This is a genomic window from Massilia rhizosphaerae (assembly GCF_016093545.1).
Lineage (GTDB): Bacteria > Pseudomonadota > Gammaproteobacteria > Burkholderiales > Burkholderiaceae_D > Telluria > Telluria rhizosphaerae.
Genome location: NZ_JADKYX010000018.1, coordinates 18,192 through 40,878 on the forward strand (window position 1 = coordinate 18,192; position 22,687 = coordinate 40,878).

The 22,687-nt window shown below is 65.7% G+C and carries 16 protein-coding genes; 3 read left to right on the forward strand and 13 right to left on the reverse strand.

Features of this window, described 5'->3' with window-relative positions:
* Positions 1–29 precede the first annotated feature (29 nt).
* On the forward strand, positions 30–4,529 hold the full coding sequence (locus tag ISF28_RS22680; RefSeq protein ID WP_198119441.1) for a discoidin domain-containing protein: 4,500 nt from the start codon (positions 30–32) through the stop codon (positions 4,527–4,529).
* Between the two features lie 11 nt (positions 4,530–4,540).
* Entirely contained in the window at positions 4,541–5,146 is a 606-nt protein-coding gene (locus tag ISF28_RS22685) for an NF038129 family PEP-CTERM protein (protein ID WP_198119442.1), read from the forward strand.
* A gap of 58 nt (positions 5,147–5,204) precedes the next feature.
* On the opposite strand, the gene ISF28_RS22690 is transcribed toward ISF28_RS22685, so the two are convergent.
* The 4 genes from ISF28_RS22690 to ISF28_RS22705 all read right to left on the reverse strand — a co-directional run bounded on the left by ISF28_RS22690 (position 5,205) and on the right by ISF28_RS22705 (position 11,511).
* Positions 5,205–6,659, reverse strand: a complete 1,455-nt coding sequence (locus tag ISF28_RS22690; RefSeq protein ID WP_198119443.1) for a TIGR00341 family protein — start codon at positions 6,657–6,659, stop codon at positions 5,205–5,207.
* A 199-nt stretch (positions 6,660–6,858) separates the two neighbouring features.
* Positions 6,859–7,953: a mechanosensitive ion channel family protein gene (locus ISF28_RS22695; RefSeq protein ID WP_198119444.1), complete on the reverse strand. Its 1,095-nt coding sequence runs from the start codon at positions 7,951–7,953 to the stop codon at positions 6,859–6,861.
* Positions 7,950–10,217 (reverse strand): glucosylglycerol-phosphate synthase, encoded by a 2,268-nt coding sequence (ggpS, locus tag ISF28_RS22700; protein WP_198119445.1) that lies wholly within the window; start codon positions 10,215–10,217, stop codon positions 7,950–7,952. Before ggpS ends, ISF28_RS22695 begins: the two co-directional genes overlap by 4 nt.
* Positions 10,218–10,557: 340 nt before the next feature.
* Entirely contained in the window at positions 10,558–11,511 is a 954-nt protein-coding gene (locus ISF28_RS22705; protein WP_198119446.1) for an IS1595 family transposase, read from the reverse strand.
* Between the two features lie 206 nt (positions 11,512–11,717).
* Here ISF28_RS22705 and ISF28_RS22710 point away from each other — a divergent pair, with 206 nt between their 5' ends.
* Positions 11,718–12,275, forward strand: coding sequence for a porin family protein (locus tag ISF28_RS22710; RefSeq protein ID WP_198119447.1), 558 nt, complete (start codon positions 11,718–11,720; stop codon positions 12,273–12,275).
* A 45-nt stretch (positions 12,276–12,320) separates the two neighbouring features.
* Here ISF28_RS22710 and ISF28_RS22715 read toward each other — a convergent pair whose 3' ends face one another.
* The 9 genes from ISF28_RS22715 to ISF28_RS22755 form a co-directional block, all read right to left on the reverse strand.
* Positions 12,321–12,614, reverse strand: a complete 294-nt coding sequence (locus ISF28_RS22715) for a hypothetical protein (RefSeq protein WP_198119448.1) — start codon at positions 12,612–12,614, stop codon at positions 12,321–12,323.
* A gap of 66 nt (positions 12,615–12,680) precedes the next feature.
* Positions 12,681–13,436, reverse strand: coding sequence for a polyketide synthase (locus ISF28_RS22720; protein ID WP_370663487.1), 756 nt, complete (start codon positions 13,434–13,436; stop codon positions 12,681–12,683).
* Positions 13,433–14,224 carry an enoyl-CoA hydratase/isomerase gene (locus ISF28_RS22725; protein WP_198119450.1) on the reverse strand — a complete coding sequence of 264 codons (792 nt, stop codon included), beginning with the start codon at positions 14,222–14,224 and terminating at the stop codon, positions 13,433–13,435. Before ISF28_RS22725 ends, ISF28_RS22720 begins: the two co-directional genes overlap by 4 nt.
* Complete coding sequence (locus ISF28_RS22730) at positions 14,212–15,474, reverse strand: hydroxymethylglutaryl-CoA synthase family protein (RefSeq protein ID WP_198119451.1); 1,263 nt, start codon at positions 15,472–15,474, stop codon at positions 14,212–14,214. Before ISF28_RS22730 ends, ISF28_RS22725 begins: the two co-directional genes overlap by 13 nt.
* Before the next feature lie 42 nt (positions 15,475–15,516).
* On the reverse strand, positions 15,517–16,527 hold the full coding sequence (locus ISF28_RS22735; protein WP_198119452.1) for a hypothetical protein: 1,011 nt from the start codon (positions 16,525–16,527) through the stop codon (positions 15,517–15,519).
* A gap of 22 nt (positions 16,528–16,549) precedes the next feature.
* A complete protein-coding gene (locus ISF28_RS22740; RefSeq protein ID WP_198119453.1) occupies positions 16,550–17,806 on the reverse strand; it encodes a hypothetical protein in 1,257 nt (418 codons plus the stop codon).
* Positions 17,807–17,835: 29 nt separating this feature from the next.
* A complete protein-coding gene (locus ISF28_RS22745) occupies positions 17,836–19,194 on the reverse strand; it encodes a type I polyketide synthase (RefSeq protein WP_198119454.1) in 1,359 nt (452 codons plus the stop codon).
* Between the two features lie 16 nt (positions 19,195–19,210).
* The gene (locus tag ISF28_RS22750) at positions 19,211–20,101 is read right to left on the reverse strand and encodes an outer membrane lipoprotein-sorting protein (RefSeq protein WP_198119455.1); all 891 of its coding nucleotides are present in this window, start codon (positions 20,099–20,101) and stop codon (positions 19,211–19,213) included.
* 17 nt (positions 20,102–20,118) lie between these two features.
* Positions 20,119–22,686 carry an efflux RND transporter permease subunit gene (locus tag ISF28_RS22755; protein ID WP_198119456.1) on the reverse strand — a complete coding sequence of 856 codons (2,568 nt, stop codon included), beginning with the start codon at positions 22,684–22,686 and terminating at the stop codon, positions 20,119–20,121.
* Between the last annotated feature and the right edge of the window lies 1 nt (position 22,687).

The following is a 22,687-nucleotide window of genomic DNA, read 5'->3' on the forward strand; positions in this document are numbered from 1 at the left end:
ACGACGAGGTTAAAAATGGGGGGGCAGACATGAGAACAATCAAATTCGACCATGCGTTAAGACGCATCGTCTGCATGGCAATATCGGTCGGCATCGCGACGACGCTGGTACCGTTACCGGGCCAGGTCGCGCTGGCCGATCCGATCGACACGATGGTGACCGCGTACCAGCCGACGATCACCGAGACGATCGACGTGAACGGCTTCAAGCATCCCGGGGTCGGGCTCACGAAGGAAATGCTGGAAAACGCGCGGGCCGAGATCCTGGCGAAGAAGGAGCCTTGGTACACGCATTTCAACATGATGCTGAATTCGGCCTCCGCCTCGCGTACCCCGCGGATCCGCAACATGAACGGCACCGACAACAGCAAGCCGGCCTTCTACGGCCTGACGTCGCAAGGTCAGGAAGGCAACTTCATCGTGGACGCGGGTATCGCTTATACCCAGGCCGTCCTGTATCTCGTGACCGGCGACGACACCTATCGCAGCAACGCCATGCACGTCATCCGTCTGTACTCGCAGATGGATCCGACCCAATACGCGTATTACACGGACTCGCACATCCATACCGGCATTCCGATGCAGCGGATGGTGACCGCGGCGGAAATCCTGCGCGCCACGAGCACGCAGACGCCCGAGCTCGCGTGGACGGACGACGACACGCAGAAGTTCTCGGCCAACCTGATCACGCCGGTGATCCAGACCTTCGACAACTGCAATTGCCGGTTCATGAACCAGCAGTTGTACACGACCATCGCCAAGATGTCCGGTTCGATCTTCATGGGCGACCGCGACGGGTACAACCAGGCCGTCGAGTGGTTCATGGTCAACAAGGACGCGCCGGACCCGGCGTGGACCGGCTCGATCAAGCAGTTGTTCCGGATGGTGACGCATAACGACGCCACGGGTGAAGCCATCACGCCGCAGATCCAGCACGTGGAGATGGGCCGCGACCAGGCCCACGGCGCCGGCGACCTCACCAACTCGGAGATCCTGGCGCGCCTGATGATGGCGCAAGGTACCAAGGTGGATCCGGTGACGGGCACGCCGTCGACCGAGGCGAACGCCGTCGGACCGTACGAATTCCTCGACGACCGCCTGCTGGCCGTCCACGAACTGTGGGCCAAATTCATGGTCGGCCACGACATCCCGTGGGTGCCCGTCGCCATGAGCGTCAATCCCGACGGCAGCATCCGCGCGCTGTACACGGGCGTGTCGTGGGCGTATCGCGGCCGGCTTTCCCAGAACACCTGGGAAGCCTTCTATTACTACAAATACGTGCGCGGCCTCGACGTGGAACACCTCCTTCCGAACTACACGACGATCTACGCCAAGCGCAAGGCCTACAACTGGGACGGCACCGACGGCGGCGGCGACTTCTGGCTGACGATTCCCAAGGCGGCCGAAGCGGAAGGCAGCAAATACCTGGGCATCCCCATCGTCGATCCGTATCGCGAAGTGGAAGACCGGTTCACGCCGCTCGCCGGCGAATCGGTCGCCCAGACCGAAGGCTCGACCGGCTTCGTGCGCAGCACGGCCACGCCAGAAGGCACGCGGTATGCCGTGTACACGTACGGCTGGCCCACCTCGTCGATCGGGTTGCGCGTGCGGACCGATGGCCAGGCGACGATGGACCTCAACGGCACGACGGTCTACTTGCCGAACACGCGGGGCCAGTGGCGCTACATGGTGGTGCCGTTCAATATGCCCGACTTCCTGACGCTCACCATCACCGGCAACGGTACCACGGTCGACGTCGACCACATCAATATCCAGTCCAGCACTCTGCTGAGCCCGCCGGTCTTCAAGTCCGGCAACGGCGACACGACCGCGTACACCTATGCCGGCGCCACCATCCCGGTGACGCTCGACCTGTCCGCGACCGACTCGGCCGCGGGCGACGTGGTGACTTACAACATCGACAACCTGCCGCAGGGCGCGTCGTTCGACACCAGCACCGGCGCATTGTCGTGGACGCCGACGCAAGCCGGCACGTACACGCTCATCGTCGAGGCCTCGGACGGGACCACGGTGACCACCAAGCGGGTCATCGTCGCAGTGGGCGCGGACCGGCAGGCGGTGGTGAGTGCCGTGACCGCACCGTTCAAGCCGGACACGCTGTATGTCACGTCGACGCTGAACACGTACCAGGCCGCCTACGCGGACATGCAGAACACGATCGGGTCGAGCACCGACGCCACCTACTTCGACAAGCTGGCCACGTTGCGCAACACGGTCTCCGGCCTGCAGGAACTGACCCCGCGGCTCCCGGACGGCAGCATCAACTACCCCAATCTGTTCTTCAAGTCGAACCTGGCGACGAACTTCAGCACCTTTGCCGCCAACGGGATCGACAACAATAACGGCACCAACATCCCGTTCGGCACCGCCATAGAGAGCAATCGCACGCAGACGATCGACTTCGGCCCCAGCTTCAAGGTGGCGGCGACCGCGTTCCAGTTCCAGCCGCCCGGCAGCTTCCCGGAGCGCATCGGCGGCGTGACCGTCTTCGCTTCCAACGACAACGAGCACTGGACGCGGATCACGCCCGACGAGACGCGCATGGTCGAGGAGATGCAGACGCTGAACGTGGCGGACGAATTCCGCACCCAGCGCTATCGCTTCTTCAAGATCTCGATGATCGACCTGCTGTGGTCGTACAACATCCTCGAGATGAGCGAATTCCGGATCTTCGGCACCCGCTATGAGACGGTCAACAAGCTGACCAACGTCTCGCTGGGTTCCGACCAGGCGCTGAAGAACCGTATCGTGCCCGGCAATACGATCAAGGTGTCGTTCCAGTCGTCCGAACCGGTCAACAACGTGACCGCGACGATCCAGGGCGAGCCCGCGACCGTCACCACCACCGATAACCTGAACTGGACGGCGACGGCAGTCGTCACGGCCAGCACGGCACCGGGACCGGTGAAGTTCCTCGTCAACTACAAGACCGCCGACGGCACGGACGCCGAACCGGTGCTGTTCCCGACCGATTCTTCGACGCTGTTCATCGCGGACCAGAAGGATTACCTCGCCAACCTGCTCGACATCTCGACCGTCACCGATTCCAACGGCCGCACCGGGGCCAACGCGCTGACTGTAGTTGGCTACCTGTTCGACAACAACCTGTCGACGGCGACCGATTACCGTCTCAACGGCAGCGGCAACAACGGCTGGGTCATGTTCGATTTCCGGGGCGGCGGCACCGTGGCCCTGTCGCGGGTCGACGTCATCGGCCCGCAGGGCAAGTACTCGGGCCGTATCAACGGCACCGTCGCCCAGGGTTCCAATGACAACACGACGTGGACCAACATCTCGACCTATGCCGCGAACACGGACACTTGGCAGACCCTGAAGATCACCGACACCACGCCCTACCGTTACGTCCGGATGACCGACGCCAACGCCTGGTTCGGCAACATGACCGAACTGCGCCTGTATGGCGTCGCGACGTCGACCAACCGGATCGCCTCTGCGTCGCTGACGTCGCTGCAAGCGCTGCGCAACCGCATCGTGCCCGGCAATACCGTGAAGCTGAGTTTCACGGGCAAGGAAGCGCTCAGTAACGTGTCGGCGACGATCGACGGCCTGCCCGCGGCGATCAGCACCACGGACAACATCAGCTACACGGCCACCGCCACCCTGCCGCAGGGCACGCAACCGGGCCCCGTGAAATTCGCCATCGACTACGTCGGCCAGGACGGCAAGCCCGGCTATGAAGTCACGGAGACGACGGACGGCACGGCGCTGAACCTCGTCGACGAAAGTGATCTCATCCAAAACGTGCCGACCATCGCGACGCTGATCGATTCGACGACGAACCGTACGGCCGCCCTGACGCAGACGAACGTGAATGCCCTGTTCGACGGCAACCTGGGCACGGGTTCGGACTTCCGCAACGGCTCCGGCGGCTCGGGCTCGGGCTCGTGGATTGCGTTCGACTTCAAGGAAGGCCACCAGGTCACCCTGACCAGCACCGAGATCATCAGCCGGCAGGACGGCTACTACGGCCGCATCAACGGCGCCGTGTTCCAGGGCTCGAACGACGGGACCAATTGGACCACGCTCACGCCGGCCGCGAAGTCGACCATGGAATGGCAAACCCTGCCGGTCGCCAGCCTGGTGCCTTACCGCTATATCCGTGTCTATGATCCGAACGCGTGGTTCGGCAACATGAACGAAGTGCGCCTGCACGGCTCGCTGCATGCGGCGCCGGTCGACGTGACGTCCTCGGTCACGATCGCGCGCTCGGGCCTGACGATGAACCGGTTCACCAACAAGTACACGGGCACGGTGACCATCACCAATCCGGGCGGCCAGGCCCTGGCGGGTCCGCTCCAGTTCCGCCTGCAAGGCTTGACGGCCGGCGTCACGCTGGACAACCAGAGCGGCATCAAGGACGGCGTGCCGTACCTGACGCTGCCCGTCGCCAGCCTGGCACCGGGCCAGAGCGTCACGCTGACGACCACCTTCTCCAACCCGAACAAAGTCGGCATCGCTTATACGCCGGCCCTCTTCAGCATTCAGTAAAGGACGTCCTCATGCTCAACTTCAAGCACTTCCTTGCCAACGTCACGTTGGCGGCCGCCATGGTCGGCGCCTGCGGGCAGGCGGCGGCGACGCCGCTTGGCTATCACGTCGACATCGACACCGCGACGCTTGGCACGGGCCCGGCCTTCCTGGACCTGTACTTCCTGGGACTGGACGGCGCCACCGCCGCGACCGCTACCGTGGACCACCTGACCGGCGCATTCGACGGCGCGCCGGACCTGACGGGCGCCGTCACCGGCGGCGCGCCCGATCCGTTCGTGTTCGGCAATGCCGGCGGCGGCGGCGACCTGCTCCAGGCCATCCAGCTCGGCGGCAAGTTCAGTTTCGACGTCAGCTTCATGATGGCACCCGGAGATACCGGCACGACCTTCGGCTGGGCGCTGTTCGACACGACGCACTACCTCGGCGCGGACGGCGACCTGGGCGACCTGTTCCTGCAGCCGGATGCAGCCCCCGGCGGCCAAGTCCTCGTGGCGGCGCCGACCACCCAGGTCAACCGCCTGACCGCGGTCCCGGAACCGTCGACGGCGGCGCTGATGCTGGTCGCGCTGCTGGCGCTGTCGGCACTGCGCGCGCGGGGCGCACGCCGCGCCTGAGCCGTCCTGCAGTCGTAACACGCTCCCGAAAGCCGGCGTCCGGCCTTCGGGGCGCCGTTCAACCGCCCGTCCGCCGCACAGGCCGACGGGCGGTTTTTCCTTTCCCCGCGACCAGGATCAGCCTGGCATCCGGATTCCCGCTCCGCACCTTCAGCCATTCGGCGATGCGCTTGACCGCGTCGTTGCGCGGCATGCGCCGGCAGGTGGCGCTGAGGAACGGCACCGGCGCCGCCGCAGCGTCCGCGTCGCCCGCGTCCGGGGCGGCCTTGCCGACGAGGATGTCGCCGCATTCCGGATACTGGGCCGCGAATTCGCGCGTCACCGTAGCGGCCTGCGTCATCCACGCCTGCCGGGCCGCCTGCTCGTCCGCCAGCTGGCGGCGCAGCGCCTGGATCGCGGCGTCCTTGTCCTGCAGCGCGTCCTGGTTGTTGCGCACGATCTCGGCCAGGATGTCGGCCTTGAGGCTGCCCACGTCGATCTTCTGGCTTTCCACCTGCGGCACCTCGCCCTGGTGCACGAACAGGCGCGCGTCCTTCAGCCCGGCGCTCGCCATGCGCTGCTCGATGGCCTTGATCGCCGCCGCCGGCAGCGGCGTGCCGATCAGGGTGACCTCGATGTCGTGCGTGCCGGGCGCCACGCGGGTCTCGATCACGTGCACCGTGGCCGCCTTGAATTCCTTGCGCACGAACTCGCGCGCGCGGCTGCCGAAGACTTCGTTGTCGACCAGGCGCGCGGCCAGCCAGATGCTCGGCAGCGCCGTGAGCAGGACGACGGCCAGCAGCGCCCGCTTGACGCGCCGTTCCTTGACCGGATCGACGAATTTCCGATGCGGCAGGCGCAGGAAATCGATGACGACCACCGCCGCGAACGCGATGAACACGCAATTGATCGAGAACAGGTAGAAAGCGCCGCCGAACACCGACCAATTGGCGTTCGCGAGGCCGTAGCCGGCCGTGCACAGCGGCGGCATCAGCGCCGTCGCGATGGCCACGCCGGGGATCACGTTCGATTTCTCGCGCCGCGTCAGGCCGATGATGCCGGCCAGGCCGCCGGCCAAGGCGATCAGCACGTCCCACAGCGACGGCGTCGTGCGCGCCAGCAGTTCGGACTGCGCCTCCGCCAGGGGCGTCACCATGAAATACAGCGTGGACGTCGCCAGGCTGATCGCGGCCGCGATGGCCAGGTTGACCAGCGAGCGGCGGATCAGCGCGAAATCGAGGATGCCGATGCCGTAGCCGAAGCCGACGATCGGGCCCATCAGCGGCGATACCAGCATCGCGCCGATGATCACGGCGGTCGAATTGGTGTTCAGGCCGATCGACGCGATCAGGATCGCCAGCATCAGGATCCACAATGTGGCGCCCTGCAACTCGACGCCGGCCCGGATGCTCCGATCGATCTCGGCGGCCTCCGCCTTGTCGTCATTCAGGCTGAACCGGTGAGCGATGGCGGCGCGCAATGAGGGCGGCGGGTGCGGGGTATCGGGCGGCGTGTCGGGCGGGTTGGTGGTCATCGGCGGGCGTGGCGGCAGAAAGTTAAATCCGGGCATCAATTTTCGCCGACCCGCAATATTTGACCAAACTTTTCTTGCGTGCGCGGGCCCGATGCGTTGCGCGGACGCCGACCGCTTGCCGTTGCGGCAAGCGCGTCCATGCCGCTTCGGCAACGACCGGGGCGGCCGATGGCGCCGACGACGCCCCCCGCGGCGAACATCATTTACATGCCAGTGCCGCCTCCTCCACGCCGCCGTCGTGCCTGGCCGGCGCGCCCGCCCGCGTCACGTACACGGTCTGGGTCGGGTACGCGAACGAGATGCCTTCGCGCGCGAACCGGTCGAACAGCGCGACGTTGATCGCCTGCTGGATGTCCATGTACACCGCGTAGTCCGGCGTCTGCACGATGTAGACGGTCTCGAAGTCGAGCGACGAGGCGCCGAAGCTCTTGAAATGCGCCCGGTCGAACTGCGCTTGCGGCTGGGCCTGCACGGCCTCGCGCAGGATGTCCGGAATGGCCAGCAGCTGGCGCTTGCCGATCTCGTAGGTGACCCCGACCGTGAAGACGACGCGGCGCGTCTCCATGCGCTTGTAGTTGCGGATCCGGCTCTTGAGCAGGTCGCTGTTCGAGAACACCACCTGCTCGCCGCCCAGGCCGCGGATGCGGGTCGTCTTGAGTCCCACGTATTCCACGGTGCCCGCGATGTCGTCCACGGTGATGAAGTCGCCCACGACGAACGGCTTGTCGAGCACGATCGACAGCGACGAGAACAGGTCGCCCAGGATGTTCTGGATGGCCAGCGCCACGGCGATGCCGCCGATGCCGAGGCTGGCGACCAGCGTCGTGATGTTGACGCCGAAGTTTTCCAGGATCATCAGGACGATCACGAGCCACAGCACGGTGCGCGCGACGAATCCCAGCGCCGCCGTGGACGTGGTGCTGGCCACGTCCTGCGCGCTGCGCTGGACGCGGTAGTGGTGCAGCCAGTCGCGCACGCCGACGTCGCCCCAGCGCGCCACCTGCAGCAGCGCCGCCGCGACCGCAAGGCGCGCCAGCACGGCGGCGCCGTTCCCCGGCAGGACCAGCCATTGCGCGCCGGCGTACATCCCCATCAGCACGACGAACAGCGGATGGGTCGCCCACAGGACCCGGATGCCGACGTCGTCGAGGTAGGTGGACGTCCCCTGCGCATACGCCTGCAGGCGCACGACGACGATCCGGCGGGCGACGTGCAGCAGCGCGCACACGATGGCGGCGGTCGCCAGCGCGAGCGCCCACGCCGTCAGGTCGTTGTTCAGCACGACCTCGTTCATGCCGCTTTCGCCTCGGTCGCGGCCAGTGCCCCGGCACGCTCGACGGCGGCGAGGAAATCGCCGCCCCAGCGCGCGACGTCGTGCTCGGCGACGATCATCGCCATGCGCGCCGTGCGATAGGCGCGCTCGTCCTCGCGCATCGTCAGCGCCTGGTGCAGCGCATGCGTCATGGCGTGCGCCTCGTACGGGTTGGTCAGCAGCGCGCCGTGCAGCTCGACGGCCGCGCCGGCAAATTCCGACAACACCAGCACGCCGGACCGGCCGCAGGCCTTCTTGGCGGCGATGAATTCCTTCGCCACCAGGTTCAAGCCGTCGCGCAGCGGCGTGATCCACGCGATGTCGCACGCCGCGTAGTGGGCGATGACTTCCTCGAACGGCAGCGAGCGGTAGAAGTAGCGCACCGGCACCCAGTCCAGCGTCGAGAAGCGGCCGTTGATGCGGCCCACCGTGCGGTCGACCTCGACGCGCAGGCTTTCGTAGATCTCCATGCCCTGCGCGGCGGGCGTGATGATGTTCAGCAGCGTGACCTTGCCGATGTGCTCGGGATGCGCTTCCAGCAGCCGCTCGAACGCCTGCAGCTTCTCGAGCGTACCCTTGACGTAGTCGAGCCGTTCGATCGACACGATGCCGGCCGCGCCGCCCAGGTAGGCGCGGATCGCCTCCGCCTGCAGGGCGACCTCGGGCTTGGCCACGATGCGCTCGATCAGCGCGACGTCCGTGCCGACCGGGTGCGCGCCCAGGCTCACGCGGCGGCCGCCCGCTTCGATGGCCGTCGTCATCGTGTCCACGCCGAGCGCGCAGCCGTAGGTGAGGAACTGCGGCGCGCACGGCGTGCTGCCGCACAGGTCGACCGGCGCGAACGAGCGCACCGCGTCGACGAAATTCTCGACGTAGCGCGGGATGTGGAACCCCACATAGTCGCACTGGAGCAGGCTGCCGATGATCTCGCGGCGCCACGGCAGGATGTTGAACACGTCGCTGGACGGGAATGCCGTGTGGTGGAAGAACGCGATGCGCAGGTCGGGCCGCAGCGCCCGCAGGAACGCCGGCACCATCCACAGGTTGTAGTCGTGCACCCAGACGATCGCGCCCTCGGCCGCCTCGCGCGCGGTGCGTTCGGCGAACAGGCGGTTGACCTCCAGGAAGCGTTCCCAGTGGTCCTGCCTGAACTCGGCCTTGTCCGGGAACGAGAAGATGATGGGCCAGAAAGCTTCCTTCGAAAACTTCTTGTAGAAGACGTCCACGTCGTCCGCCGTCAGCGCGATGCGCGCGGCCTGCAGCTGCGGGTAGCGTTCCGGATCGACGTCGACGTGCGTCGCGAAGCCTTCGGGCGCGCGGCTGGGCTGCTGCGACCACGCGACCCAGGAACCGGCGCGCGCGCCGGCGAAGAAGCGCAGCAGGGTCGGGATGATGCCGTTCGGGCTGCGCGGGCGGCGGTGGCGCAGGACGCCGTCCTCCACCACCTCGTCGTACGGCAGGCGGTGGTACACCATCACGAGTTCCGCCCGGCCGCGCGCGCCCTCCGCCGCCGCGGGCTCGTCGCGCGCGATCGCGCCGTGGTGCGCGAGGCCTTCCAGGATGCCGTCGCAACCCTCGCCGGCCGCGATGTGGACGAGCGGCCGCTTGCGCACCCGCTCCACCAGTTCCGGCTCGGCGCCGCCGACGACGATCCCGCGCAGCCCCGTCTCGAACATCGACAGGTCGTTCAGCGTGTCGCCCGCGACGACGATCGTCGCCGGATCGAAACCGGCCGCTTCGGCCAGGCGCAGCAGGGCCGGTCCCTTGCCGACGCCGCGCGGCAGCACGTCGAGATAGCAGCCGGCCGACAGCAGCAGGTCGCATCCGAGCGCGTCGACGGCGGCGCGCAGCGCCGGCGTGACGTCGTGCTCGCCGACCAGGAACGAACAGCGGCGCTCCTGCGGCACGCTCTGCCGCTTGAGGCCGGGGAAGCCCGCCAGCGCGCGGATGACGGCCTGCGAGCCGGGCCAGCGCGCCGCGATGTCCTGCTGGATCGCGTCGACCGGGCGCAGGTCGCCGTTGACGACGGTGGCGCCGACGTCGGCGATGATGTAGTCCGGCGTGGGGATCGTCGAATCGCTCAGCAGCGGCAGGATCGATTCGAGCGCGCGTCCCGTCACGAACACGAGCTTGGGGCCGCCCTGGCCCGCGCGCGCGGCCTCGGCGGCCGCGAACAGCTCGCGCACGCGCCGCCGCGCGTCGACGTCGCCGGCAAGCAGGGTGCCGTCCAAGTCGGTGGCCAGCACGAAATTATTGGGTTGGGGGCGCGCAGCCCGGAGTCGTGTTACCGCATGAGTCATCGTCTTCGTCCTTTCAGAGCGATGCGCCCGGCGCTGCTGCGCCGGCCTGGTGGGTGTGCCGGGAAGACCGGCACAAGGCGAACACAACCTGAGCGCGCCGGTGGCGCGCACGGTTGCCAGGAAATTGGAAGCGAGCGTGTGGAGTGCGCTGCGCCGGAGGGCAAAGTTCGGCCCTCGATCGGGAGGCCTGAATTGTAACAAATTAATTGAATTTGCACAAATGTTGTTTTGGGAGGGCGACAAAAAGGCTGTGTTCGCGTTACTTCAGTAGTCCGACTGCAATGGGCTAGCCGAGCTGGACCGCGGCGCGGAGCAGATGGCCAGGCGTCGTCAGATGCCGCGTATCCAGCATGCGCTGCCATCCCGAGTAATTGATCAGGTAGCGGCTCGCGACGCCGCGGAACCGGACCAGCCAACTCTTGAATCGGCTGTGCCAGCTGTTGACGTTCTGGATGTGGATCGCGCCGCGCGCCCGGATGCCAGCCTTCACGTTCACCCACTCGTGCGTGATGCCCGCTTGCGCGGCGAAATGTCGATAAGCGACGGCACCGTCGCTGATGAGTAACACATCGGCCGGTAACACCGGCTCGAGGCAATGTCGTAGTTGCTCTGTCGTCACTTGCCCTCGTCCGGTGTGAAAGTCGAGCGTTTGACCGCCACGGTCGCGCGCGACGAGCAGGCAATCGTGTTCTCGATTGATGCCACGCCGTTTCGCCACGCCGCCGCGCTTCCTCGGCTTGCGCGTCAAGCGGCGCGAGCCCTTTTGCGATTCGAGGCGATACGTTTCGTCCGCCTCGACGATGGCCGACAACGTCGCTGGCCGGTCGCGCATCGCGCCGGGCACGAAGCGATGGCGCCACCGGAAACTGGTCGTGCGGTGCACGCCGACGACGCGCGCCGCCTCGCGGACCGTGCGCGATTCCAGAATGCATTGGAGATACGTCAGCCAGCATTCCTTTTTGCGCAGCCGCGCGAGCGGCGTGCCCGTCAAGGCGTTGTAGCTGCGTCCGCAGCCGAGACAGCGAAAACGTTGCAAGCCGCTGGCCTGGCCGCAGCGGTGGACGTGGCCGCAACCGCAGCGCGGACAGGGCCGACCGCTGGCGGCGGTCTCGATCAGCGCGATGCACTCCGTCGGATCCGCGATGCTCGCGATCCATTCCCGCAGCCGGGCCAGGTCAGCTGCCGATAACTGTTCCGCCGACAACATGGCAAACAGTTCGTCGAACGTCAGGCTGCGCATCGTCGCTCCCCATGAGTTAACTCGGCGATACGTATGACCGCTGCAACCAGTTTCAGTTCGCAGAACTAACGCGAACACAGCCGACAAAAAAGCCCCTGGGCAGGGGCTCGAAGAGGTCTCGTCATCACTACATTCTTGTGTAGTATCCCGGGCAAATCCCGCGGGCTATATTCCGCCTGTTCACCAACAGCGAAGGAATAAGTCTCATGTTAAAACAGATCATCAGCGCCATCGCGGCCGGCACCGCCGTCCTGGCCGCCGCCCCCGCCGCCCAGGCGGCAAACAACTTCTACGTCGGCGCGGATTTCTCGCGGATGACGGACAAGGGCGACCAGGCTTCGGCCATCCATCCGCTTGCCCTCGCCGTCAAGGGCGGCATCGACCTGACGCCGAATGTCTCGATCGAGGCCCGTTACGGACAAGGCGTCAAATCCGACGACACGATGTTCAACGGCATGAACCTCGACCTCAAGCTCGACTACGTCTACGGCCTGTACGCGAAAGGCAAACTGCCGCTGGCGGCCGCGTCGCCGTACGTGCTGCTCGGCTACTCGAAAGGCAAGGAAACGGCGAGCGTCAAGGCGCTCGGCCTCGCCATGTCGGCGGCCGACCATGGCGTGTCGTTCGGGATCGGCGTGGACGTTCCCATCACGGATTCGGTGACGGCCAACGCCGAGTGGGTGCGCGTGCTCAAGGGCACGGACAGCGCCGGCGTCGGCTACAAGATCGAGGCGCTCACCGTTGGCGTCGCCCTGCATTTTTGAAGACGTGTGCCGCGCCGGGCGCCGCCGTGGGCGCCCGGCCCGCGCTCAGGACAGCACCGCCTTCACGTCCAGCCCCAGCCAGCGGTAATAATCCCCCCAGAATTGCGCGGATTCCCGCGCATCCTCCGCCGAGCGTGCCGTCTCGATCTCGAAGATGTCGATGGCGCCGCTGTCGAGCGCCTGCGCGACCCAGCGCGCGACGTCGTCCCGGCCGCTGCCGGCCAGGTCGGAATAAATCTGCTGCGGCTCCTGGCCGGGAGACTTCTCGGTCCAGCCGATATACTGAAGGTCGTCGGCGCCCGAGCCCACGCCAAAAACATAGTAATTCCCAGTGTCCATGTGATCACCTCGTGAATGAACAGTACGTCGCACAAAAAAACCGCCCTCGTCTCTGGATGCCCCCCTTTAATTACCGAACAACGCCTCGATGCGCTCCCTGACTTCCGGCTGGCCGAACGTCGCCGCGTGCATCGCCAGTTCCCGGTCGATCACGGGCGCCAGGCCCGCGCGCAGCGGCGCGACCAGGTGATCCTTCAAAGTGACCAGGGACACCCGCGGCTTGTCCGCGACGGTCCGCGCCAAGTCGAGCGCATACGCCATGACCTCGGCCCGCGGCAGCACCGGGAACGGGACGCCACGCCTGTGCAGCTCTTCGCCGCGGTAGGTCCTGGCCGTGATCATCATCTCCTCCGCCAGGCCGATCCCCAGCTTCTCGGGCAGCACGAAGGTCGAGCCCATGCCCGGCGTGAAGCCATACTTCATGAAGTTGGCCGTGTACACGCTCTCGCGGCTCAGGATCGGAAAATCGGCGAAGAGCCCGAGCACGAAGCCGCCTCCCACGCCATGTCCCTGCATCGCCGCGATCACGGGAATGGGGCAATTCAGCGCCAGGCTGTAAAAATCCGTGTCCGAGAAGCGCCCCTTGCCCTCGGACAGGAACAGCAAGCCCTCCTTGGTGCCGCCGCTGGCGAAATAACTGTCGTAGCCGGTCAGGATCGCGACCCGCCAGCGCGCGTTCGCACCCACCTCGGCGAACGCGTCGATCAGCCCTTCGGCCAGCTCGCGCGAAAAGGTGTTCTTGTTCACCCGGTCCTGCATCGTGATCCGCACGACGCCCGGTTCGATCTCCTGCGTCGTTACCGCGCTATCCGGCATGGTCAATCTCCTTCCCAGGGAAACCGCCCGGTCTTCATGTAGCGGGCGATCTTGTGCAGGTTGTCCGGGTCGCCGAACACCTCGACGTTGGCCGCCAGCGCTTGCGCCTTGGACGCCGCCAGCGAATCGTCCAGCGCGTTCATGTAGCGCTTGTAGCGTTGGATGCCCGGCTTCGACAGCCGGCGCAGGCGCAGCAGCTTCTTGCGCAGCAGGTTGCGGCTGTCGGTCGCGACCTCGTCGACCAGGCCCCACTCGTGCGCGCAGCGCGCGGACAGGGGCTCGGTCATCAGGGTCATGTAATTGGCCTTCGCAAAACCCATCCGGCGCGCCAGGAACGGCAGCACGCAGGCCGGCATCAGGCCGAACAGCAGCTCCGACAGGCCGAACGTCGCGCCCTCGTCGCACAGCACGATGTCGCAGGCGGCCACGAAGCCGATGCCGCCCGCGTTGGCCTGGCCGCGCACGTGCGCGATCGTGACGTACGGTCCCGTCGCCAGCCGCAGCCACAAGTCGTACATGGGGCCAGGGTCGAACACCTGGCCCGGCTGGCCGCTGTCCACGCGCCGCTGGATGGCCTTGAAATCCGCGCCGAAGCAGAACACCTCGGGCGAGCCTTCCAGCACGACGATCTTCACGCGCGCCTCGCACCGGTCCAGCACCGCGCCGAACTCGCGCACCAGCAAATCGTCGATCGTGTTGTTGGCGCCGGGCCGGTGGATCTGGACGAAGCAGATGTCGTCCTCGAACCTGACCACCAGCGTGTCGTACGACGCGTCTTCGCTCACGAGATCCATTCGTAGATCCTGCGATATTCCTTGATCTCTTTCAGGAACAGCACCGGCTTGCCTTGTGCCTTCCTGGCCTGGGGGACGAAATCCGTGTCCAGCACGACGTTGCGGGTGCCGAAGCGCACCGCCTGGCTGCCGCGCAGCAGGGCCTCGTATTCGTCCATCGTCAGTTCGTAGCGGTTGTCCAGGTGCTGCCCGATCCGCATCCGGCGGATCCGTTCCTGGCCCTCCTTGCCGACGACGCCGCTGAAAAACTCCGAGCAGCAGCCCGACCCGTACGAAAACACGCCGATCCGCTGCGGGCGCTCGAAATCGCCGTTGTCGATGGTGCTCGCGAGCGCCATCATCGCGGTCGCGCCCATGATGTTGCCCACGCGCTGGCAATGCGCGATGCCGGGACCGAAGCGGCGCTTGAAGTCGCCCTCGATGTCGGCCGGCGAGAAGCCGCGCGCAAACTTGCGCATCATGTTGCGGTGCGCGCCCTTGACCATGCCGCCGAACGGCGTGTGATAGGCCAGGTAGCCGAACGTGGCGGCATAATCGGCGCCGCGCACGCGTTTCTGGTATTCGAGGAAGGCGTTTTCGGCGCAGTCCAGGTAGGACAGCAGCGACAGGTCCGAGTCGCCCGCTTCCGAATCCGTCGACGGACGGCAGGTGTCCATCACCTCGTAGCCGTACGACCCGTTCGCGCCGGCGTCGACCTGGAACACGTGCGGCGTTTCGCTCACCAGCATCGCGACCGCGCCCGCGCCGCCGCTCGGCTCCGCGAACGCCCACTCCATCTTGAACGCGCTGCCGCCCTCCTCCAGCATGAACCGCGAGATATCGGTCGCGATCACCAGCGCCTTGGCGCCCGGCGACACCTGGGCCAGGATGAAGTTGATCGCGTTCTGCAGGCCCGCGACGCCCGAGAAGCAGGCATTCTTCACCTCGAACAGCCGGCAGTTGCGGTTCAGTCCCAGCAGGTCGTGGCAATACGTGCTCATCGACTTGCCGAAGTCGAACGCCGATTCCGTGCACGTGACGAGCATCTCGATCCGGTTCTTTTCCTCGGGCGTGAGGGCGTCGACGATCGGCTTCGCGGCATTGACCGCGAACGTGATCGGATCCTCGTACGGCAGCGCGACGCTCTTCTGCTTCATCATCAGGTTGTCGAACCTGGTGCGGTCCAGGTCCCGGTGCGCGGCCAGTTTTTCGACGTCGAGAAACGCCGTGCCGGCAAATACATTCATTGCTTCGATTCCTGCTTTGACCATGTCTGGTGCCTCGATGGGTGGTTATGTTGGGGTGAAAAAAACTCAGGAGACCAGGTGCAGACGTGCTTCGACGGGACCTGAGGGCGCGTCGGCGGCGGCGTGCGGCAAGCAGGCGCCGCTCCATGCGTTCAGCAACGACCAGGTGCAGTGCACGTCGCGGCCGAGCGCTTCGTGCAACTGGAGCGCGAGGGCCATCCGGCCGTTCATCGTCACGCAGCCGGCGCCGATCGGATAGACGCGGGTGATCGCGGGGCAGAACAGCCAGCTGCCGGCCCCGTCGACGGTCCAGCTGCCCAGGTTCGAAAACATCCCGGTCACGCCATGCTTCTGGCGTTCGCGCTTGCGGATGTCGTTGCGCATGCCTTCCTTGCCCAGCAGGCGACCCAGGTGCAGCAGCATCCACATGCCCCAGTGATAGCGGCGCCGCCTGAGGCGGTCGACGCGCTGCTGGACCGCGCGCGGCGCCACGTCGCCTTCCAGGTCGACGCCGAAGAACGACATGTGCGGCGCCTGCGGCGACGGCCGCGTCACCGCGCCGCGCAGGTTCACGGGCACCATCCAGCGGCGGGGAGCGCCGGGCGCCACCAGCTCGGCCGACACCGCGCGGTCCAGGTGGCACAGCAGGTAGCTGTTGACCGTCGCGCCGGCCGCCTTCGCCGCGGCGACGATCCGGGCCGTCTCCTCCTGCGTGAAAAACCGCCACGCCACGCGCTGTTCCGCCGGCAGGAACGCCACCGCGCGGGTCCAGTGGAAAGCGCTCTTCCACTGCTGCCGCCGGACCGGCAGCGCATGCAGGACCGACAGCAGGCCGCGCAGGCCGGTGAACAACGTGAAGCGATCGCCGCGCCATTCGGGAAGCCGGCCGGCCTGCGCGCCGCCGTCGGCCAGCAACTGCGCCAGGCCGCTGACGCCGTCGTAGCGGTCGTGCGGCAATTCGCACCAGCGCGGCTTGCCGTCCGCCGCGCGCGGCCCCTCTTCCCCGAATACGATCGCGATGTTCTCGCCGCAGTCGCGCAGCGCGGCGAACATCTCCGCTACCCAGTCGATTGTCATGTCGCCTCCGATCGGTGCCGCTTCAACCCCGGGCCCGCGCATCGAGCTCGCCCGCCTGTTCCTGCGGCGGCACGTCCGGGGTATCGTGGTATTTGTTCACGAGGTCGAGGAACCAGCGGAAGCGCGCGCTGTCCCACTCGTAGCCGTTCAACTGCTCGTCGAGCCGAATCGAATACTTGAGCTCATCGGGCAGCACGCTGGTGCGCTTTTTCAGTTCGGCGGAAATCGGCTGGTCCAGGTTGATGGCGAACCCGTACGGCTCCAGCCGGCCGTAATGGTGGAGCGAATGCTGGATCACCGACAGGAATTCCCGGCTCAGCTTCGGATAGACGCCCGGAATGTACTGGTGCAGTTCCATGTCCACCTTCACGTCCCCCGTGTAGAAAAAAGCGGCCGCCAGCGGGTTGAAGAACGGGATCGGAAACGCCAGCGCGCTGCGGAAGAAGCCCTCCAGGTAGCCGTTGCCGGCCACGCCGATCAGGGCGCACGGCAGCGCGTCGTGGTGCGTGCCGTGCAGGTAGACGAAGTCGAATTCCGAGTTGTGGCCGAGCCAGTGGTCGCGATAGAACCAGTCGTTCAGGTTTTTCACGCTGTACTTCTGCAGGACGAAGGCGATGACGCACGTCGCCGGCATGAACACGAGCGAAAAATTCGCGTAGCGGATGACCAGGTACCACGGGATCAGGTAAACGATATGCGTCAGCATCCCGGTGCAATACGCGTGGAAGATTTCCGGCACCACCCGCGACTCGCGCTCGACGTTGGACTTCCACACCGACTCCATCAACACGTTGCGCACGTGCTCCTTCTTCATCAGGTGGGCCGCGAGGATCACGGTGCGGAAGCACGCGATGAAGATGAAGTGCGCCCAGAACAGCCCCACCGCCATCGTATGCATCCACGCCACGTGGTGCGGCAGGTTCGGCGTGACGGCGATGAGCGCGTTTTCGGCGACCAGCAGCGCGAGCGCGATGAAATACTGCGGCTTGATGTTCTGCACCTTGTGCACGAGCGAATACACGATCTCCTGCGGGCGCCGCAGCACGATCGGCACCTTCCACTTCACGCCGTGCCGGGCCGGGAACGTGACCAGCATGAACGCGCACAGCGGCAGGCCGACGAGGGTCATCGGATGCAGCGGCCCGTACGCGAACCCGATGAGCGCCGCGCAGACGGCGACCATCAGCGCGTAGTCGGCGAAGTCCTTGTCCTGGTAGTTGATCCTCTTCTTTTCCACGCCGTACAAGCGGTGGAATTTTTCCGCATTGACTGTTTTCATGCCTGTCTCTCGGTATCTGTAAAGCCGGGTTATTGAACCGGTTCGTACGACTGCAGCACGACGTGCGCGTTGGTGCCGCCGAAACCGAACGAACTGACGCCGGCGACCAGCGCCTCGTCTCCCTCGTGCCCGGACGCGGGCCAGTCCTGGAGTTCCGTCACGAGGTAGAACGGCGAGCCGCCCAGTTCGATGTTCGGATTGAGCCGGTCGAAGTTGACCAGCGGCGGCAACCGGCGGTGCTGGAACGCGAGCAGGACCTTGATGACCCCCGCGATGCCGGACGCCGTTTCCAGGTGGCCGATATTGGTCTTGAGCGCGCCGAGGGCGCACGTGGCCTCGCCCGCCTTGACCTTGAAATGCCGCTCCAGGTAGCGCCACGCCCGTTTCAGGCCCGTGATTTCGAGCGGATCGCCCTTCGGCGTGGCGGTGCCGTGCGCCTCGATATAGCTGACGCGGTCGGGCGCAATGCCGGCCCGCTTGTACGCGTCCTGGATGACCTGCGATTGCGCGAACGCGTTCGGCGACGTCAGCGTCTGCGAGCGCCCGCCGTGGTTGATGGCGGAGCCCTTGATCACGCCGTAGATATGGTCGCCGTCCTCGATCGCCTTGGAGAGCCGCTTAAGCAGGATGACGCCCCCGCCCTCGCCGCGCACGTAGCCGTCCGCGCTCGCGTCGAACGTGCGGCATTGCCCCGTGGGCGACAGCATGCCGGTCTTGGCGAAGGAAATGAAGGTGGTCGGCGTGAGGATGATGTTGATGCCCGCGACGAGCGCCATGCCCGACTCGCCGCTGTTGATCGACTGCGCCGCGTAATGCAGGGCGAACAGCGCGCTCGAACAGGCGGTGTCGTACGGGACGCTGGGGCCGCGCAGGTCGAGGAAATACGAGACGCGGTTGGCGACGAGCGACAGGTAGTTGCCGGTCGACCGGTGCGCTTCCACGGACGACAGTTTCGCCTCCAGCAGCTCGCGGTAATCCAGCCCCGCCACGCCGACGAAGACCCCGGTGTCGCTGCCGGCCAGGCTGCCCGGCAGATAGCCGGCATCCTCCAGGCATCCCCAGCACAGTTCCAGCATCAGCCGCTGCTGCGGGTCCATGAGCTGCGCTTCGGTGGGCGACACGTGGAAAAAGTCGTTGTCGAACTTGTCGACGTCGTCGATGAAGCCGCCCCACTTGCTGTTGGTCTTGTTCGGTTCGCGCGGGTCGCCGAAATAGCGGCGCCAGTCGAAACGCCCGGCAGGCACCTCGCGGATGCTGTTCACGCCGCCCGCGAGGTTGTCCCAGAACTGCGCCGCGTCGCCGGCGCCGGGAAAGCGGCAATCGATGCCGATCACCGCGATGTCGCCCTCCGCCCCCGCGCCGCGCTCCGTATTCCTGGTAGTCGTCATGATCGTCCTTTGCGGCTTACTTGTAATGGCTGCGCAGCGTGGCCAGGATTTTTTCCTTGAAGGTGAAATCGGTCAGGCTGCGTTCCGACATCAGCTCGTCCGGCACGTCCTTGTTGTACGCGGCGGAGAGGTTCTGGATCAACGTGATGCGGTTTGTCGACAGGTTGTTCATCGTCTGCTGGCGCGCGATCCACACGTTGTCGATCAGGGCGAAGTCCTTGTTCAGGCGCTGGCGGTACATCTTGCCGGCGCGGTTGTAGATGTCCTCGCGCAGGATCAGCTTGCGTTCCTTGTCGACCCACAGCCGCGACTTGCCGTACTGCGTCTTCCTGGCCCGCTTCTCGGTCGGCGTCGACTCGACGACCCATACCGGCCGGCCGTCCTGCACGTCGTCGCCGATCAGCGTGTAGGTGTAGTCGTCGACCTTCTTCAGCTGGGTGTCGTCGACGAAGAACTCGGTGCCGAAGAAGCTGCCGCCGTCCTCGTTGCCGTCGCCGCCCGACACCACCCGCCGCACTTTTTCCAGCGCCGGCAGGTACAGCAGCACGTCGTTCTCCCGGTCCGAGTCGGCATATTCGTAGGTGAGCATGCCGATGCCCTTGTCGGTCACGGGCTGCAGGACGAGGGAAATCGCGCGCGAATCCTTTTTGTCGGCGCCCCATTTTTTCTCGCCCACCTCCAGCACCGTCACGCGCGGCGACTCCTTGCAGTTCATGCCGCCGTGCGCGACCACGTAGCGGCAGGTCGACAGCTTCACTTTGATGACGGCGGTGGTGAAGGCCTTGCGGTACATGTCGTCCGACGATTTCATGATGTCGGTGGCCGTCATCGCGTAGGAGATGGCCGGCATGGCCAGCATGGCTCCCGTCGCGGCGGTGCGCAGGTGCGCGCCAATTGCAAACTTCATGGCTGGTCCTTTCGATGTCACGTTGAGTGCGCGGCGGCCAGCTGTGCAGCCAGGCCGCCCTGTTTTCCCTGGAACCGCAGCTTGAACACGAGGATCAGGGCCGGCGTCAGGAACAATTCGCATACGAGGCCGGAGAAGATGGCGAGGAAACCGAGCTTGCCGAGGCTGGCCAGGCCCGGCGTGGTGGCGACGGACATGATGCCGAACCCGAAGCCGAGGATCATCGAGGCGAACACGGTCGACTGTCCGCACTCCTTCACCGTATCGACCAGCGCCCGCCTGACGTCGCCGTCGTGCAGGACCTCGGTCCGGTACACGGAGACGAAGTGGATGGTGTCGTCGACCGCGATGCCCACCGCGATCGGCGCCAGCATCATCGTGTAGAAATCGAGCGGGATGCGCAGCCAGCCGAGCACGCCCAGCACGAGGAACGACGGCACGATGTTCGGAATCAGCGACACCACGCCGGCCTTGAACGAATTGAAGATCACCAGCAGCATGCCGGAGATGACGAGCAGGCTGAGTCCGAAGCTTTGCAGCTCGTTCATGACGAGATAGTCGGCCGCCTTCATCCCCATCGCGAACAGGCCGGTGATCGAGACCTTGGCGTTCGGGTAATCCTTCTTGATCAAGTCGAGCGACGCATGGATGTCCTGCTTCATGCGCTCGAACACCCTGGTGTATTCGGACGAGCCGTAGCCACGCAGGGTCACCGTGATGTTCGCCTTGCGGTAGGTCTCGCTGACCAGCTTCTCCCGCTCCTCCGGGTTCGCCACGTTGAAGGTGAACAGCGTCTGCGACAGCACCTCGCGCTTCGACGGGATGACGTACATGTCCGGACGCCCGTCGTTCTGCTTCTGGTAGGCGTCCTTCACGACGTTGACGATCGACCCCGTGCTCACGACGTACCTGGCGTAGTCCTGTTCGAACTTGTGCTGCAGGTCGTCGACGACGCGCAGCACGGCCGGGTCCTGGAAGCCGTTGTCCTCGCCCAGGTCGACGTACAGGGACATTTGCGACGAACCCGCCATCTTCTGGTCCAGCAGCTTGATGGCCTGGTAGAAGTTCGACTGCTTCGAATACTGGTCGTACACGCTGTAGTCGACCTTGACGTGCAGCGCGCCCCAGACCGATGCGACGAACAACAGCAGGAACGGCGCGATGAAGGTCCACGGCCGCTGTTCCACCGCCGGCACGATCTTGTCCAGCGCGCGCTGGAGGGCGGGCACGAAGTTCGGCATCAACCGGGCGATCCATCCGGCCAGGCCCCGGTTGCGCCGCGGATCGGGCGCCGGCGACCAGATCTCGAGCAGCACCGGCAGCAGGTGCATCGTGAGGAAGAACACGACGCCCACGCCGATGGCCGACATCAGCGAAAAATTAATCACCGGGACCAGGCTGCCCGACAACAGCGACAGCATGCCGGCGATCGTCGTGATCGTCGTCAGGAAGCACGCCAGGCCGGCCTTTTCGTACGCCTCGCGGATCGCCGCGGCCGGCTCGTGGCCGTGCGTGCGGAAGTAGAGATAGCTGGACGTCATGTGGGTGACGTCGGCCATGCCGATCGTCAGGATCAGGAGGATGGTCAGGATCACGAATGGCGAGATCGACAGGCCCAGCCAGCCGGCAATGCCGAACGTCCAGACGGTGGATAGGACGATGATCACCGCCGGCCACAACGCCCCGGCGAACGAGCGGAAAATCATGAACAGGGTCGCCAGCATGATCAGCATGCCGACCATGTACAGCAGTCCCATTTCCTTGCCCATCTTGACCTGGTTTTCCGAGTCGATCGTATTGCCGACCTTGTAGAAGTCAAGGTGCGACGCATATTCCGGCTTGGCCAGGATCGTGTTCAGCGCGGCGTTCAGGGCCACGTAATCGGCCATGTCGGTGGGCTTGAAGCGCAGCGGTTCCTCCGCGCCGCCCGCTTTTTCCCGCGGCGCGGCCACCGTCATGTTGACGGTCCCGCCGGCGGCCGTCGCATCGCCCGCGTTCACCGGGATCGCGCCGAAATCGGTCTTGATGTAGATGGCGCCGTACTTCTCGTCCTTCGAAAAATACTTCAACGGGAAGTCCCGTTCAGACCAGGCGGTCTTGCGGATTGCGGCCAGCGCCTGTTGGCCGCGCGGAACCGTGTCCCCGACGAGCCAGTGCGACACCATCGCGTCGCGCCTGACCGTCAGCACCGGGGCGTTGACCAGGGTGTCGACCTTGACGACGTGGTCGAGCGCCGAACCCTCGCCCGCCTTGACCTTCGCGTGGTAATTCAGCAGCTCGTCGCGAATGCCCTTGACGGCCGCGAGGGACGCGGCGGAAAAGACGTTGCCGTCCTTCGGGCGGTACACGATCACGACGCCGTCGTCGCTGCCGAACTGGTCGTGGAACTCGTTGTACGCGACGAACGCCGCGTCGTCCTGCTTGAGCCACCGTTCGATCGTGAAGTCGAACTGCAGCTTCGACATCCCGGCGACGAAGAAGGCGGTGGCGACGGCAAGCATCAACAACACGAGCGCCTTGCGTTTCCGGACCCAGTCGGGGATACCGGTGAGGTAATGCGACGTCCAGCTCAATATTCTCTTCATG

Bases quoted from the DNA above. Each gene is read 5' to 3' on its own strand.
- ISF28_RS22715 (WP_198119448.1), bottom strand. From the start codon at position 12,614: ATGGACACTGGGAATTACTATGTTTTTGGCGTGGGCTCGGGCGCCGAC.
- ISF28_RS22705 (WP_198119446.1), bottom strand. From the start codon at position 11,511: ATGCGCAGCCTGACGTTCGACGAACTGTTTGCCATGTTGTCGGCGGAA.
- ISF28_RS22695 (WP_198119444.1), bottom strand. From the start codon at position 7,953: ATGAACGAGGTCGTGCTGAACAACGACCTGACGGCGTGGGCGCTCGCG.
- ISF28_RS22710 (WP_198119447.1), top strand. From the start codon at position 11,718: ATGTTAAAACAGATCATCAGCGCCATCGCGGCCGGCACCGCCGTCCTG.
- ISF28_RS22740 (WP_198119453.1), bottom strand. From the start codon at position 17,806: ATGAAAACAGTCAATGCGGAAAAATTCCACCGCTTGTACGGCGTGGAA.
- ISF28_RS22735 (WP_198119452.1), bottom strand. From the start codon at position 16,527: ATGACAATCGACTGGGTAGCGGAGATGTTCGCCGCGCTGCGCGACTGC.
- ISF28_RS22730 (WP_198119451.1), bottom strand. From the start codon at position 15,474: ATGGTCAAAGCAGGAATCGAAGCAATGAATGTATTTGCCGGCACGGCG.
- ISF28_RS22725 (WP_198119450.1), bottom strand. From the start codon at position 14,224: ATGGATCTCGTGAGCGAAGACGCGTCGTACGACACGCTGGTGGTCAGG.
- ISF28_RS22685 (WP_198119442.1), top strand. From the start codon at position 4,541: ATGCTCAACTTCAAGCACTTCCTTGCCAACGTCACGTTGGCGGCCGCC.
- ISF28_RS22750 (WP_198119455.1), bottom strand. From the start codon at position 20,101: ATGAAGTTTGCAATTGGCGCGCACCTGCGCACCGCCGCGACGGGAGCC.
- ISF28_RS22680 (WP_198119441.1), top strand. From the start codon at position 30: ATGAGAACAATCAAATTCGACCATGCGTTAAGACGCATCGTCTGCATG.
- ISF28_RS22755 (WP_198119456.1), bottom strand. From the start codon at position 22,686: ATGAAGAGAATATTGAGCTGGACGTCGCATTACCTCACCGGTATCCCC.
- ISF28_RS22745 (WP_198119454.1), bottom strand. From the start codon at position 19,194: ATGACGACTACCAGGAATACGGAGCGCGGCGCGGGGGCGGAGGGCGAC.
- ISF28_RS22690 (WP_198119443.1), bottom strand. From the start codon at position 6,659: ATGACCACCAACCCGCCCGACACGCCGCCCGATACCCCGCACCCGCCG.